Consider the following 12,401-nt stretch of genomic DNA (forward strand, 5'->3'; position numbering starts at 1 on the left):
CTTCTGCGGGCCGCAAGACGCTCAATCTGTCGAAACAGGCTCGTGCCGCCTGATCGTTCCTTTATTGTTCATGCCAAACGTTGTTTAGCGTACCATCCACACGATGGCCTCTGAATGTCGGCGGGATGCACGACAGCCGCCACGACATGACCCAGCGTGTCGGTCGCGATATGCCGCTTGCGTCCCCTGATCTTCTTGCCCGCGTCATAACCGCGTGGGCCGCCATTTTCAGCGGTTTTAACCGACTGGCTGTCGATAATGCCCACTGAAGGCGTGGCGTCTCGCCCGTCCTGCTCACGCGACAGGATCACGAGAATATGGTTCATGGCTTCCCATCTTCCCTCGCGGATCCAACGGTAGAAATAGCCCTGTACGGTCGTGAAGGCCGGAAAGTGCCGAGGCAACTGCCGCCATTGGCAGCCGGTCGTGACGATATAGAGGATCGCCTCCATGACCCGGCGCAAATCCGTACGTCGTGGTCTGCCCAGCCGTTTCTTCTCGGGCATCAGCGGCGCAATCAGCGCCCACTCCGCATCGCGCAGGTCGCTTGCATATTCCAGGTCGTCCCGGCGATACTGCGCGCGGGTGATTTCAGTCCAGGCCATCTTGATCTCATCAGGTTATCGCAAACCCATGAATCATAACCCGCTGAAATCACTCAACTCATTTTCGGTCAGACACTAAGCGTACGTAAAGTACACTTTCGTGTCGTGACCCCATGAAGTGCTGGACGTTTTCATGGAGACCGGCTCTGGCGTTCGAGTGGATCGGGCCGAGCGTCGAAAGGTCATGGCACTGGCCCAGGCCCGTAAAATTGACGCCATTCTGGTGACGGAGCTGTCCCGCTGGGGGCGTTCGACCATTGATCTCATCTCCACGCTTCAGGAACTGGAGAGTTATCGTGTTTCCCTGATCGCCATGACAGGGATGATGTTCGACCTGGCGACGCCACATGGGCGGATGCTGGCGACGGTTCTGGCCGGGATTGCGGAGTTCGAACGGGATCTGATTAGCGAGCGGGTGAAGTCTGGTCTGGCTGCTGCCAGGGCACGCGGGAAGGTTCTCGGTCGACAGAAAGGAGAGCGGCCGAAGTCTGACCGTCTGGCTCCGAAGGTTCTGGCGTTGGTGGCGGAAAAGCGGAGTTATCGGTGGATCGCCCGCGATCTGGGAATCAGCAAGAACACTGTTGCTGCCATTGTGCAGAGAGATAAGATGAGGCCTTATCTTCCCTCGTAGAAAGTGTATACAGGTATAAGATTATACGTGTAGAGGTGTAGCATGAAGGTTCTTGCTGTTCTTTCGCAGAAGGGCGGTGTCGGAAAAACGACGCTTGCAACCTGTCTCGCTGTCGCGGCTGAGCAAGCGGGTAAGGTTGCTGCTATTATTGATTTGGACCCACAGGCGACAGCCTCTTTCTGGAAAGACGTACGCCAGCTCGATACACCGGCTGTAGCTTCAATTCAGCCGATACGTTTGCCTGCAATGCTCAAAGCCTGCGCGGATGCGGGTACTGATCTTGTGATTATCGACGGAGCTGCTGTTGCGCGTGATGTAGCTTATGAAGCGGCGCGGCATGCTGACTTCGTTCTCATTCCGACGAAGACGGCCGTGTTCGATACAATGAGTATGACACACACATTGGATGTGGTTCGTCAGCTCGATAAAGCGTTCGCTGTCGTTTTAACTTTTGTGCCCCCCCAGGGGCAGGAGACAGGGGATGCCATTAAGGCCGTGACCGAATTGGGGGCAACGGTCTGTCCGGTGACAGTAGGAAACCGCAAGGCATTTTTCCGTGCACAGGCGGCGGGACAGGCTGTGCAGGAATTCGAAGCACATGGGCCAGCAGCAAACGAAATTAAGCGCTTATACGAGTATACAGATATACAATTATACAAAAATCGGGAGGTAGTGTGATGGCGAAAAGCAATACGCTACAAGCGATGCTTGATCGCGCCAAAGGTAGTGGTGAGGCAATGCCAACCCCTTCCCCGAAGCCAGATATATCATCCCGTAAACCTACGCTGAATGGTCGTAAGGGGACCAAGTTGATCGGTGGGCATTTTTCTCCTGAAGTCAGCGCCCAGCTTCGTATTATCGCGGCCGAAGAGGGAACGACGGTTCAGAGTTTGCTTGGAGAAGCACTGGACGATCTGTTTGTGAAGAAAGGACGAAGCAGGATCGTTAGCGGGTAAGTATACATTTATACACGTATACAACTATACACGTAGGCTGTGTCTAGCGTATAGGGTTGCGTTTGTGTCGGTTGCGGCAGAATCCGACAAATGCGGCACTGGGGTTTTGCAACTCTGGTTGTCCGCTATCATTCCACCATGACACCCATTCATCATAGAGTGCGTAGACATCATATCCTGGAGCAACTCCTCTAGCGTCATGGAAACCCTCGGGATCGACAAATGGTTTCTGGAGCTTTGGCGCTATTACCTTGACGGTGTCCATCGTTTCCCGATTACGGAAAGTAACTGTGTTGCTGTTTATTTCGACAGCATAATCAGGCAAGTGGTTATTGATTGCCAAGTCACGGAGCATTGAGCGAAATACGCGGATATGGCTACTGGCCCCCGTTTTTTTCTGTAAAATTTCTATAGAAACAACCCATTTTTCCTGAGCGCCACAATGCTTACGTGCAAGTTCGTATATTCTCCGTTCAAGTGGTTTGCGCAAACGGAAATAATCGCGATGTAATGTCAGTACACTTCGGCCTTCGATCATTCTGAATAGCCATTCGGATAGCGTTACCTTGATTTCGGACATTTGTCCGGAATTGGTCTTACGGACAATTCGCCATTCATTGATAAGGCCAAAGCCTTCGGTGATTTCTTCTCCATCAGCTTTGATGTTGGTGGTGATCCGTGTGCCTGCTAAGCGCTCAAATGCGCTCCGAAGCCGCTTATAGCCATCACCATCGGTTTGACGATTGGTCCACACTAATAAATCGCGTGCGGTAAGGTGGAGAGTTCGATTTGGCTGCTCACCTTGATTCATTTTCGCGATAAGCTGCGAAATGCAATAGATAAGGATATCCTTGTCATGGATCGTCGCGAGTCCTTTGACGCTCGGAACGATTTCAACTGTATTGCCATTGTGCTCGTATCGGAAAATGCGTCGATCAGGTTTAGTGGCAAGCGAGAAAATTGGATGTTCCATCGAGGCCATATCATCTTTGGGGATGGCATCAAGGACATCACAAATAAAAAGATCTGGTGTCGGATATCGTTCCGGAAGTAGAACTGAACGTCCATCAACATTCGGGGTTTCACTGACGGTAAGTGCCAGTTCGGGGTTTCGTTGACGGGTTGCTTTGATTCGGGGTTTCATTGACGATCAGTTTAGGTTCGGGGTTTCATTGACGCAAGAGCTAGATTCGGGGTTTCGTTGACGCAGATTCGGGGTTCTGGAGTCACTAGATTCGGGGTTTCGTTGACGCAAGCTGCTCCAAAACACTGTTTTTGTATTTTATTTTCAGTCAGTTATGTGTTTGTGGAAAACCCTTAACACTACTATTAACACATAAATTAACACTCTAAGCCTGTGGATAACTTTTCATTCTCTGCAATTTCCAGCCAAATTGAACCCAAGCACCGCCTCTTGAGGGCTACGCCCCGCCGGCTCGCGGCCTACGGCCGCCCCGATCGCGCTTCGCGCGATCTCCCACCCGGCATCCCCCTGCTCGCCCTTTCAGGGCTGCGCTAAACGGACACGCCTACGGCGCGAAATCATAATCTGACGATGCGTTCCCGCATCGTCTCTCTACCAGCACCTTCCTCTCCCGCGTCGGCGCCTTCAGCGCCCTACGGGGCTCCCGCTCCGCGCTCGCCCGACGCCTGCAACACCAGAAAACCGGACAAGACTGTAATCTGGTCAAGACGCACCGGTGTTCAGGCGATCATTCAGCGGCTCACGTGTTGCAGTATGTCCGCCAGACGCCACAGGATGGCCGTACAGACGTTCCCGTGTGTTTTTGTGGACGCTACGCGAATTGCGCTTTGTACGGCCTCCCAGGACGCGCTACGAGCTTTATCCGGGATTGGTAGGCTGGCGATTTCCTGTTCGCCTGTCCGAGCGTCACCCTCCCGATTTTCTGGCAGAAAATACGGGTTTCCTGTATATTCCAGATAATCCGTCATATCTGGAGCGTGCTCCATGAAAACGTTTCCAGCGAGCGCCCTGACCCGCAATGCCGGCGATCTTTTCGAAGCAGCCGCCGTTGCGCCTGTAGTCATCACCAGGGACCACAAGCCGCGTTTCGTCATCATGTCCGTGGACCATTATGATGCCCTGCTCAGAAAGCAGCAGGGCATCGAAGACGTTCCGGAGAAAGGGTCATCGTCATGAAGGACGGTCCCGATAGCAACACCAATCCCAGGATACTGCCACAGAAGCGGTCCTGGCAGCTGCTCGTGGTCGGGGACGGGGGAACCCTGCTGACACAGCAGGATATCGAATCCCTGACGCGCATCCTCGATCTTCTGCCGTATGTCGCCGGCCTCGACATCACCACCTCGGCCGGCTCCGCACGCGTATCCCGAGATGTCCCAGGCAATTACATCCAGCAGGCAGACCAGATCCTGGCCGGGATGTTTACGCGCAATCCCGATGTGACGGGCATAACCTTTCCGGCCACGCATGGCAGGGCCGCTCATACGGCGACAGCCGATGATCCGCATGTGCTCCCTCATGACAGGGCGCTCACCGCAATCATGGATGCTCGTCAGCATGGAGAGATCACAGCTGATGAAATGATCGCCCAGATCCGGCAGGCAGGTTCCTGAGCATCCGCACCAGCGGTGCAATGGTGTATGAGGACCCGCTATTTATGGGTAGGTGCAATGTCGGCCTCGGGTATGTCGATGGGTCGTCACAAGGGTAGCCGTAGGGTCGTGAAACGGTCGTTCCATCAATGCGTCAGGGATAGTCGTGACCATTGCGCTCTGCGTCACCTTCCTGCGGTGTGCGAGAGCGTCCCCCTTATTGCCCGGGTTGTGGCAGGGGGAGCGGGTTATCCGTGCCGAGACTGGCGGCCCATGCCTTCATAGTTTCCGTACTGAGCCTCGACCTGGGCGAGGGGCCAGCGTATGGCTTCGTCCTTCCAGGCTTCCCTGTCATCGTGATCGGTATGATCCGTCTTCATGTCCCGTTTCTCCCGGTCTGGACCTTCAGGCCAGTTTCGGCCTGCGTCCGCGTTTCTTCTCTGGTAGGCGCGTGACCGGAACTTCAGGTTCCGGTGTCGCCTTGATGGTCCGCCCCAGTCCGATTTCCTGTGCCAGGGTAGCCCGTTGTGCTGAATAGGATGGGGCAGTCATCGGGTAGCTTTCCGGCAGGCCCCATTTTGCCCGATATTGCTGGGGCGTCAGGCCATAGACGGTGTGAAGGTGACGCTTGAGCATCTTCATTTTTTTTCCGTCCTCCAGGCAGACGATGTAATCCGGGAACACGGATTTTTTCACGGGCACGACCGGCACCAGATCCGGTGTTCTGGTCGTCACCTGTCCCAGACTTCCGAGCGCCTGAAACACCGTGGCGATGAGGCCGGGCAGGGTATCCGACGGAACCGTATTGCTGCTGACATAGGCCGTGACAATCCGGGTCGTCAGTTCCCGCAGCGTGTCTGTTTCAGATGATTGTGTTTCGTAGTCAGTCATGGTCGTTTCCGTCTGTTGTCCTGTCATGTTCCCGGTCCCTGTCGAAGGCATGAAGCCCTGCGCGTCTCCAGCGTATTTTCAGGTCGCCCGAAGCGGTATTCCTACCCCCCCGAAGCTGCCTTGCAATATCCAGGAAGGCCCCGAGCAGGGTGGCACGGTCATCATCAGTCAGATCGACCAGTCCTGCCTTCTGTACCAGGCCGCCCAGTTCGATCAGATGATGGGTGCGTTCCCGTCGCGCCTTCGCCCAGTCGCGCATGTCAGTACGTGCCTTTCGTGCCTGATGGCGATGGATCAGGGCCGCCTGCTTTCTGATCTGTCTTTCAAGCGCCAGAAGCTCCGCTCTGATCATTTCCGGTTCCTTTCCGGCTGCCCTTTTTTCCGCCTGCCTGAAAGAACGCCGTCCCCCGTTCGGTCCACCTCGCGACGGCTTCGGGTTTGCCGTCCGCCTGCTCGATAGCCGCAAGCAGTACACCGGCCAGCGCCTCGATCGACAGGGTATCGGCTCCCGTCGCCTCGACCAGTTCACCGAGCTGGATGGTTCTTTGCGCCTTAAGCTGCTTCGCCTTTTCCTGAAGCGCCTTCAGTTCCGCATCAATGTCCCGTGGCCTGCGCATTTTTGATCCCCTGTTCTGCTGGTCTGTGCCATACTCTATCACACAGCCGAGAACCGCGTCACTCATCCAGAGTAATCAATCCTTATGGCGCAGTAAAATGTAAGTGCGCGCTTATACGTCACTGCGTGACGTGCGCTTGAGTGGTGTGATAGGATCGCGCTCATGGCGATCTATCACCTGCATGCAAAGGTCATCAGCCGTGCCACCGGCCGGAGCGCCGTGGCGGCGGCAGCCTATCGTGCAGCGTCCCGCCTGCATGATGTGCGGCTGGATCGCGACCATGACTTTTCCAACAAGAGCGGCGTGGTGTATTCCGAGATCCTGCTGCCTGATGGCGCGCCGGAACGGTTTCTTGATCGTGCGACCCTATGGAACGAGGTCGAGGCAATCGAGAAGCGCAAGGATGCCCAGCTTGCCCGCGAGGTGGAGTTTTCAATCCCGCGCGAAATGACCCAGGCGCAGGGGATCGCGCTGGCACGGGATTTCGTGCGGGAGCAGTTTGTGGAACGCGGCATGGTGGCCGATCTCAATGTGCATTGGGATATTGGTGAGGACGGACAGGCGAAGCCCCATGCCCATGTGATGCTGTCCACGCGGTCTGTGGACGAGAACGGGTTTGGTGCGAAAGAACGCTCGTGGAATGACAAAGAACTCCTGCTGACATGGCGGGGGCGATGGGCGTCGCTTGCCAATGAACGGCTGGCCGAACTGGACCTGGACGTGCGGATCGATCATCGGTCGTTCGCGGCACAGGGGATCGACCTTGAGCCGCAGAACAAGATTGGTCCGGCCGGAATGCGCCGGGAAGAGCGGGGCGAGGATGCGGAACGGGTTGCTGATCATCTGGAGATCGCGCGACGCAATGGGGAAAAGTTGCTGGCTGAGCCTCATGTGGCGCTGGAGGTGCTGACGCGACAGCAGAGCACATTCACCCGCCAGGACCTGGCGCGGTTCGTGGACCGGCACACGGCGGATGCTGAACAGTTTACGGCCGTCATGGTTCGGGTGGAGGTATGTCCGGAGCTGGTCACCCTCGGGAAAGACGGACAGGGGAGGGAGCGGTTCTCCACGCGCGCGATGATCGGGGTCGAGCAGCGTCTGGAAGAAGCATCGCTCGCGATGGGGCAGTCCCAGGGGCATGCGGTGCCGCTGGCGGTGCGTCGGGTAGCGATGGCGCGGGACGGGCTTGGGGACGAGCAGGCGCTGGCGGTGGGCGAGGTCACGAAGTCCCGCGACCTGTCCGTCGTGGTCGGGTATGCCGGGACGGGGAAGAGCACCATGCTGGGTGTCGCCCGTGAGGCGTGGGAGGCAGCCGGGTATCGAGTACGCGGGGCGGCGCTGTCGGGGATCGCGGCGGAAGGTCTGGAAGCGGGGTCCGGGATTGAGAGCCGGACGCTGGCGTCTCTGGAGCGGGCGTGGGAGCGTGGGTTCGACCTGCTGGAGCGCGGGGACGTGCTGGTGGTGGACGAGGCCGGCATGGTGGGGTCACGGCAGATGGAGCGGGTTCTGTCTGTCGCCCGCGAAGTTGGGGCCAAGGTGGTGCTGGTGGGTGATCCCGAGCAGTTGCAGGCGATTGAGGCGGGTGGTGCGTTCCGGGCGGTGGCCGAGCGGGTCGGGTCGGTGGAAATCACCACCGTACGCCGGCAGCGTGAAGGCTGGCAGCAGGCGGCCACGAAGGAGCTGGCGACCGGGCGGACGGGTGAGGCACTGGGGCGGTATGAGGCGGCTGGCCTTGTACGCGGGCATGAGACCCTGGAAGAGGCTCGTGCCGGTGTTGTGGCCGGGTGGGATGAAGCCCGGCAGGCTGCCCCGAAGGAGAGCCAGATCATGCTGGCGCATCGGCGTGTCGATGTGCGGGCGCTGAACGAGGCGGCGCGGGAGATCCGTAAGGACGCGGGGGAGCTGGATGCTGATGTCGAACTGTCGGTGATGACGGTTCAGGGGGAGAGGCGTTTTGCGCATGAGGACAGGGTGTATTTCCTGCGTAATGACCGGGACCTGGGGGTGAAGAACGGCACGTTGGGCACGGTGCGTGGGCTGTATGGCATGGATGAGGACCGGATCATGCTTTCTGTGCAGCTTGATGGTCCTGATGGCATTGGGACCGGACGGGTCGTGTCCGTGCGGCTGTGGGAGTATGACGCGCTGGATCATGGCTATGCCGCCACCATCCACAAATCGCAGGGTGTGACGGTGGACCGGGCGCATGTGCTGGCGACGGGGAGCATGGACCGGCACGGGGCCTATGTGGCGCTATCGCGGCATCGGGAGAGCGTGTCCGTCCATTGGGGCCGGGATGATGTGGGCGACCGGGACGGGCTGGTGAAGCAGCTGTCGCGCGAGCGGCTGAAGGATACCACGCTGGATTACCCGCATGTCCGGGATCAGGATGCCGGATTTGCGCGGCGGCGCGGGCTGCATGTCCCCGAGAGCGAGATCGTGGTGGAGCGTGAGAAGGCCGCCTCTGGCCCCCGGCAGGACAGGCAGGCTGAAGGTGTGCCTATGCCAGAGCCTGCGTCAGCACAGCAAAAACGCGGGATGTTCGATGGACTGGACCTGTCCGTGCGGCCGGGGCGTCGCACGGCGGAAAAAGACGTGTCGGCCGGGATGGATGCCGGGGCCGGTAAGGGGGAAAGTGGGGTTGAGCGTGAGGCTCCTGTCTCTCCCTTTGTGGGTTTGAGGCTGCCCCGTGTGCAGCGTGAGCAAGTGCCGGCCGGACTGGACGGGTTTGTACCGGGGAGTGACCCGCTTCAGCAGGCGGTGGAGCGGTATGCGCGGGCCTGGGTGGATGCCGAGCGCATGGTGCGTCAGGAGCTGCCGGTGCTGGAGCACCAGAAGAGGGCGCTTTTTGAAGCCGGTCGGGATTTGGAACGGGTCCGGCGTGGTGGTGAGGCGGATCTGCGGGCGGCGCTGAAGCATCAGCCGGAGATCCGGCAGGCGCTGTATGGTCTGGAAGGTCCGGCACGGGCGCGCAAACTGGTCGAGGGGCTGGAGCATGAGGACAGGGTGCGGAAGAGTCCGGATCTGCGGGCAGCGCGGTTTGTGAAAACGTGGGACGGGCTGAGCCGCGAGCAGCAGGGTGTGGCGCTCAAGGAATTGAAGCGGGATGCGCAGCTTGAGTCCATCCTGCGGGAGAAAAGCCGCGAACTGGGTATTAGGAAGGGATCGACGCTTGATCACGGGTTGCATCCCCATCAGCGGGAGCAGGCCCTCTCACGCTCCAGGTCGCGCGGTATGGATATGGGGATGTAATCTGCTTGAGAGAGGAGATGTTGATGTGTATAATTTTCACTGGAGATACACATCATGCGAACCAACATCATTATTGACGATACCCTCATGACAGATGCGCTGAAGGCGTCTGGCGTCAAAACCAAGAAAGAAGCCGTCGAACTCGGGTTGCGGACGCTGATCAAGTTGAATCAGCAGCGGCAACTGCGTTCCATGAAGGGCAGGCTGGAGTGGCACGGCGATCTCGACGCCATGCGTTCCGACGCATGATTCTGGTCGATTCATCGGTCTGGATCGATTTTTTCAGGGGTACGGTGACGCCACAGGTTGATGCTCTGGACCGGTTGCTGGGAGAGGAACTGGTCGCCATTGGGGATCTGATGATGACGGAAGTTCTTCAGGGATTTGCGAGCGAACGGGATTTCAACAAGGCGCGGAGACTGCTTGGCGCTCTGGATCTGGTGGAGATCGGGGGGCGTGATGTCATGATCGAGGCGGCACGATATTTCCGTGACCTGCGTGCCAGAGGCATCACCATCCGGAAAACCATTGATACCCTGATTGCCACACGATGTATCGTAAGCGGGTATCGGCTCCTTTACAGTGACCGGGACTTTGATTCGTTTGTGACACATCTGGGGCTGGAACGGGTTGTCTGATTTCGGCGCGGTGACTGGAGAGGACATGCAGAAAAAAGAAGAGGCCGTTCGGCTGGGATCGCTTCTGGGGGCCATCGGTCGTGAGGCCGGTGTGCGTGATCAGGATATCGCGGTCTTGCAGACCCGCGATCAGACCCCGGCCGAGGTAATGTCCTTCGAATGATCCTGCTGCTTGATACCAACGTGATCATGGAGACGAGGAGGCCCGTCCCGGAGCAGCGTGTTCTGGCCAGCCACGACGTGTCGCCTTTCGAGGCGGCAGGTGTGCGGGTTTTCAATCTGTGGGGGCTGGCCGTGTCTCGCTCCAGACCACGCGGTATCGAGAGGGAGATGCAAAACAGGAGACGTACAGAAAACTGTACGTTATGGTGGACATGGAGGATCGATCATGACCTATGTTTCCTATACCGACCTGCGCCAGAACCTGGCGCATTATCTGGACGAAGCAGTGAACAGCCGTGCGCCGATTGTCGTGACCCGCAAGACCGGGAAAGGCAGTGTCGTGCTGATGTCGGAAGAAGAATTCTCCGGCTGGCAGGAAACCGTGCATCTCCTGAGCAGCCCACGCAACGCGGAGAGGCTGTTGCGGAGCATTCGTGACATCGAGCACGGGGCGGCAACCGAGCATGATCTTCTGGAGCCTCAGGGTGAACCGTCAGCGTGAAAGTCATTTTTCATGAAGATGGCTGGGAGGATTATCTTTCGTGGTTTCAGTCAGACAATGCGGTTCTTGAGAAGATCAATGCCCTGATCGAGGATGTGCGTCGGCATCCGTTTCAGGGGATAGGGAAGCCGGAACCCCTGAAGGGGCAGCTTTCTGGGTGGTGGTCCCGACGGATTACGGGAGAACATCGTCTGGTCTACCGGGTTCAGGGGCGCGCGGGAGAGGATCAGCGGATCGAGATTGCCCAGTGCCGGTTTCATTACTGAATGGAGAACGTCATGAGTGAGACAGATCCGGCTGAGCGCGCATTTGCCGATCTGTGCGCTGAAATGACGGTGCTCCGGCGCAGCGTGGAAGCGTTGCCGCAGGCATGGCGGGACAATCGGCCTCCGGATTACACAGAGGATCTGGCCCGTGTCGTGAAGGCTATGAATGCAGTCGGTGCACGAATGGAGGCGATTGAGGCCAATCCGACGCTGAAGATGACGCCCCAGGCGTATGGGCAAGGGATTCGTCAGGCCGGGATTTCTGCCAGTCAGGAGATGCAGGCAGCGTTTCAGAAAGCGATAGGTGAGGTTCAGGGGGAACGTCGGGTTCTTGCCAATATCATTGGTCAGTCCCGTCAGCAGGATCGTCAGAACTGGTGGCTGTTAGGGGTGGGTCTTGCCTGTCTTGTTGTAGGGATCGGGTTATCGCCTGTGCTGGCGTATCTCCTGCCTTCTTCTATCGGGACGCGGGTGGCATCCTTTATTGTCGGGGAGAAAGATCGCTGGAACTCTGGGGCCATGATGATGGCGGTCAGCAATCCTGAAGGCTGGCAACGTGTACGTGAGGACAGCCAGCTGGTTGAGGCCAACAGAGACAGGATCGCAGCCTGCCAGAAAGCGGCATCGGGTCAGGAAAAAACTCAGAAACCCTGTGTCATCATTGTTTCGGCAGAGCAGGAATAGTCTTCAGGGGATAAAAGCCGACAGCAGAATATGACATGTCAAAGAAACCGGATTTCTTTGACGGATCATTCTGACGTGTTAGAAAAAACACATATTGCTACCACGTCAGGATGTCATGTTAACGCCAACCTACCCTATTCGACCTTTGCCGCCTCAGACGGACATAGAAACGGTTCCGGTTCTCAGGGCGCTGGTCGAGGCCAATAAGGCTCTGGCGGAACTGAAGGGGCGGGCGGCAACTATTCCCAATCAGGGGATCCTGATTGATACGTTGGCTTTGCAGGAAGCCAAGGCGTCTTCGGAAATCGAGAATATCGTCACCACCCAGGATGAGCTTTTCCAGGCGGATCTGTTTCCCGAGGGGCCGGATTCAGTGGCGGCCAAGGAAGTCGCCCTGTATCGAGATGCCCTGCATCTTGGGTTTCGACAGCTGAAGGAAACCGACGGGTTGATCCTGAACAAGGGGCTGATCGCGATTTTCCAGATGCTCAAGAAGCGGAATGATGGGTTTCGACGCGGATTTCTCACACTTGAGGCAATTTCGGGTCATTTTGTAGAATTCAGTCATCCCACAGGAGCCCGATCTGGAATATTGACGATATTCTGCTTCTGGCGGCGGG

Annotated in this window: 17 protein-coding genes and 2 pseudogenes; 13 read left to right on the forward strand and 6 right to left on the reverse strand. The window is 57.8% G+C overall.

The window, feature by feature from the left end; genetic code table 11:
* Positions 1 to 110 precede the first annotated feature (110 nt).
* Positions 111 to 605: pseudogene (locus GOB90_RS17785) on the reverse strand (IS5-like element IS1032 family transposase); the annotation flags it as partial.
* A gap of 112 nt (positions 606 to 717) precedes the next feature.
* Here GOB90_RS17785 and GOB90_RS17790 point away from each other — a divergent pair.
* From GOB90_RS17790 to GOB90_RS17800, 3 genes and pseudogenes are all read left to right on the forward strand, one after another.
* A pseudogene (locus GOB90_RS17790) lies at positions 718 to 1,236 on the forward strand (recombinase family protein); the annotation flags it as partial.
* A gap of 42 nt (positions 1,237 to 1,278) precedes the next feature.
* Positions 1,279 to 1,914: a nucleotide-binding protein gene (locus GOB90_RS17795; protein WP_086442358.1), complete on the forward strand. Its 636-nt coding sequence runs from the start codon at positions 1,279 to 1,281 to the stop codon at positions 1,912 to 1,914.
* Complete coding sequence (locus tag GOB90_RS17800; protein ID WP_242012152.1) at positions 1,914 to 2,192, forward strand: ribbon-helix-helix domain-containing protein; 279 nt, start codon at positions 1,914 to 1,916, stop codon at positions 2,190 to 2,192. The genes GOB90_RS17795 and GOB90_RS17800 overlap by 1 nt, the downstream gene beginning before the upstream one ends.
* A 43-nt stretch (positions 2,193 to 2,235) precedes the next feature.
* Here the strand turns inward: GOB90_RS17800 and GOB90_RS17805 are convergent, their stop codons facing one another.
* Entirely contained in the window at positions 2,236 to 3,336 is a 1,101-nt protein-coding gene (locus GOB90_RS17805) for a replication initiator protein A (RefSeq protein WP_082084839.1), read from the reverse strand.
* 825 nt (positions 3,337 to 4,161) lie between these two features.
* Here GOB90_RS17805 and GOB90_RS17810 point away from each other — a divergent pair.
* Complete coding sequence (locus GOB90_RS17810; protein WP_146892820.1) at positions 4,162 to 4,353, forward strand: type II toxin-antitoxin system Phd/YefM family antitoxin; 192 nt, start codon at positions 4,162 to 4,164, stop codon at positions 4,351 to 4,353.
* On the forward strand, positions 4,350 to 4,790 hold the full coding sequence (locus GOB90_RS17815) for a hypothetical protein (protein ID WP_110557784.1): 441 nt from the start codon (positions 4,350 to 4,352) through the stop codon (positions 4,788 to 4,790). Before GOB90_RS17810 ends, GOB90_RS17815 begins: the two co-directional genes overlap by 4 nt.
* Positions 4,791 to 5,017: 227 nt before the next feature.
* Here the strand turns inward: GOB90_RS17815 and GOB90_RS19600 are convergent, their stop codons facing one another.
* From GOB90_RS19600 to GOB90_RS17830, 4 genes are all read right to left on the reverse strand, one after another.
* Complete coding sequence (locus GOB90_RS19600; RefSeq protein ID WP_260176004.1) at positions 5,018 to 5,149, reverse strand: hypothetical protein; 132 nt, start codon at positions 5,147 to 5,149, stop codon at positions 5,018 to 5,020.
* A gap of 25 nt (positions 5,150 to 5,174) precedes the next feature.
* On the reverse strand, positions 5,175 to 5,660 hold the full coding sequence (locus GOB90_RS17820; RefSeq protein ID WP_146892822.1) for a MucR family transcriptional regulator: 486 nt from the start codon (positions 5,658 to 5,660) through the stop codon (positions 5,175 to 5,177).
* On the reverse strand, positions 5,653 to 5,919 hold the full coding sequence (locus GOB90_RS17825) for a conjugal transfer protein TraD (protein WP_146892834.1): 267 nt from the start codon (positions 5,917 to 5,919) through the stop codon (positions 5,653 to 5,655). Before GOB90_RS17825 ends, GOB90_RS17820 begins: the two co-directional genes overlap by 8 nt.
* A gap of 64 nt (positions 5,920 to 5,983) precedes the next feature.
* Positions 5,984 to 6,343 carry a conjugal transfer protein TraD gene (locus tag GOB90_RS17830; protein WP_146892824.1) on the reverse strand — a complete coding sequence of 120 codons (360 nt, stop codon included), beginning with the start codon at positions 6,341 to 6,343 and terminating at the stop codon, positions 5,984 to 5,986.
* A gap of 96 nt (positions 6,344 to 6,439) precedes the next feature.
* Here GOB90_RS17830 and traA point away from each other — a divergent pair, with 96 nt between their 5' ends.
* The 8 genes from traA to GOB90_RS17870 all read left to right on the forward strand — a co-directional run.
* Positions 6,440 to 9,529 (forward strand): Ti-type conjugative transfer relaxase TraA, encoded by a 3,090-nt coding sequence (traA, locus tag GOB90_RS17835; protein WP_146892826.1) that lies wholly within the window; start codon positions 6,440 to 6,442, stop codon positions 9,527 to 9,529.
* A 54-nt stretch (positions 9,530 to 9,583) separates the two neighbouring features.
* Positions 9,584 to 9,778 carry a type II toxin-antitoxin system VapB family antitoxin gene (locus GOB90_RS17840; RefSeq protein WP_062106147.1) on the forward strand — a complete coding sequence of 65 codons (195 nt, stop codon included), beginning with the start codon at positions 9,584 to 9,586 and terminating at the stop codon, positions 9,776 to 9,778.
* Positions 9,775 to 10,167, forward strand: a complete 393-nt coding sequence (gene vapC / locus GOB90_RS17845; RefSeq protein ID WP_146892828.1) for a type II toxin-antitoxin system VapC family toxin — start codon at positions 9,775 to 9,777, stop codon at positions 10,165 to 10,167. The genes GOB90_RS17840 and vapC overlap by 4 nt, the downstream gene beginning before the upstream one ends.
* Before the next feature lie 25 nt (positions 10,168 to 10,192).
* A complete protein-coding gene (locus GOB90_RS17850) occupies positions 10,193 to 10,330 on the forward strand; it encodes a plasmid stabilization protein (RefSeq protein WP_146892830.1) in 138 nt (45 codons plus the stop codon).
* 225 nt (positions 10,331 to 10,555) lie between these two features.
* Positions 10,556 to 10,831: a type II toxin-antitoxin system Phd/YefM family antitoxin gene (locus tag GOB90_RS17855; RefSeq protein WP_010668421.1), complete on the forward strand. Its 276-nt coding sequence runs from the start codon at positions 10,556 to 10,558 to the stop codon at positions 10,829 to 10,831.
* Complete coding sequence (locus tag GOB90_RS17860) at positions 10,828 to 11,097, forward strand: Txe/YoeB family addiction module toxin (RefSeq protein ID WP_014106724.1); 270 nt, start codon at positions 10,828 to 10,830, stop codon at positions 11,095 to 11,097. Before GOB90_RS17855 ends, GOB90_RS17860 begins: the two co-directional genes overlap by 4 nt.
* 12 nt (positions 11,098 to 11,109) lie before the next feature.
* The gene (locus tag GOB90_RS17865) at positions 11,110 to 11,781 is read left to right on the forward strand and encodes a DUF6118 family protein (RefSeq protein WP_173572193.1); all 672 of its coding nucleotides are present in this window, start codon (positions 11,110 to 11,112) and stop codon (positions 11,779 to 11,781) included.
* A 115-nt stretch (positions 11,782 to 11,896) separates the two neighbouring features.
* A partial coding sequence (locus GOB90_RS17870) for a Fic/DOC family N-terminal domain-containing protein (RefSeq protein ID WP_338077576.1) occupies positions 11,897 to 12,401 on the forward strand: 505 nt, incomplete at its 3' end.

It is taken from the genome of Acetobacter oeni, assembly GCF_011516825.1.
Classification (GTDB): Bacteria; Pseudomonadota; Alphaproteobacteria; order Acetobacterales; family Acetobacteraceae; genus Acetobacter; species Acetobacter oeni.

Excerpts from the sequence above, each read along its gene's own strand:
- GOB90_RS17795 (WP_086442358.1), top strand. The coding sequence starts at position 1,279 with ATGAAGGTTCTTGCTGTTCTTTCGCAGAAGGGCGGTGTCGGAAAAACG.
- GOB90_RS17800 (WP_242012152.1), top strand. The coding sequence starts at position 1,914 with ATGGCGAAAAGCAATACGCTACAAGCGATGCTTGATCGCGCCAAAGGT.
- GOB90_RS17805 (WP_082084839.1), bottom strand. The coding sequence starts at position 3,336 with ATGAAACCCCGAATCAAAGCAACCCGTCAACGAAACCCCGAACTGGCA.
- GOB90_RS17810 (WP_146892820.1), top strand. The coding sequence starts at position 4,162 with ATGAAAACGTTTCCAGCGAGCGCCCTGACCCGCAATGCCGGCGATCTT.
- GOB90_RS17815 (WP_110557784.1), top strand. The coding sequence starts at position 4,350 with ATGAAGGACGGTCCCGATAGCAACACCAATCCCAGGATACTGCCACAG.
- GOB90_RS19600 (WP_260176004.1), bottom strand. The coding sequence starts at position 5,149 with ATGAAGACGGATCATACCGATCACGATGACAGGGAAGCCTGGAAGGAC.
- GOB90_RS17820 (WP_146892822.1), bottom strand. The coding sequence starts at position 5,660 with ATGACTGACTACGAAACACAATCATCTGAAACAGACACGCTGCGGGAA.
- GOB90_RS17825 (WP_146892834.1), bottom strand. The coding sequence starts at position 5,919 with ATGCGCGACTGGGCGAAGGCGCGACGGGAACGCACCCATCATCTGATC.
- GOB90_RS17830 (WP_146892824.1), bottom strand. The coding sequence starts at position 6,343 with ATGAGTGACGCGGTTCTCGGCTGTGTGATAGAGTATGGCACAGACCAG.
- traA (WP_146892826.1), top strand. The coding sequence starts at position 6,440 with ATGGCGATCTATCACCTGCATGCAAAGGTCATCAGCCGTGCCACCGGC.
- GOB90_RS17840 (WP_062106147.1), top strand. The coding sequence starts at position 9,584 with ATGCGAACCAACATCATTATTGACGATACCCTCATGACAGATGCGCTG.
- vapC (WP_146892828.1), top strand. The coding sequence starts at position 9,775 with ATGATTCTGGTCGATTCATCGGTCTGGATCGATTTTTTCAGGGGTACG.
- GOB90_RS17850 (WP_146892830.1), top strand. The coding sequence starts at position 10,193 with ATGCAGAAAAAAGAAGAGGCCGTTCGGCTGGGATCGCTTCTGGGGGCC.
- GOB90_RS17855 (WP_010668421.1), top strand. The coding sequence starts at position 10,556 with ATGACCTATGTTTCCTATACCGACCTGCGCCAGAACCTGGCGCATTAT.
- GOB90_RS17865 (WP_173572193.1), top strand. The coding sequence starts at position 11,110 with ATGAGTGAGACAGATCCGGCTGAGCGCGCATTTGCCGATCTGTGCGCT.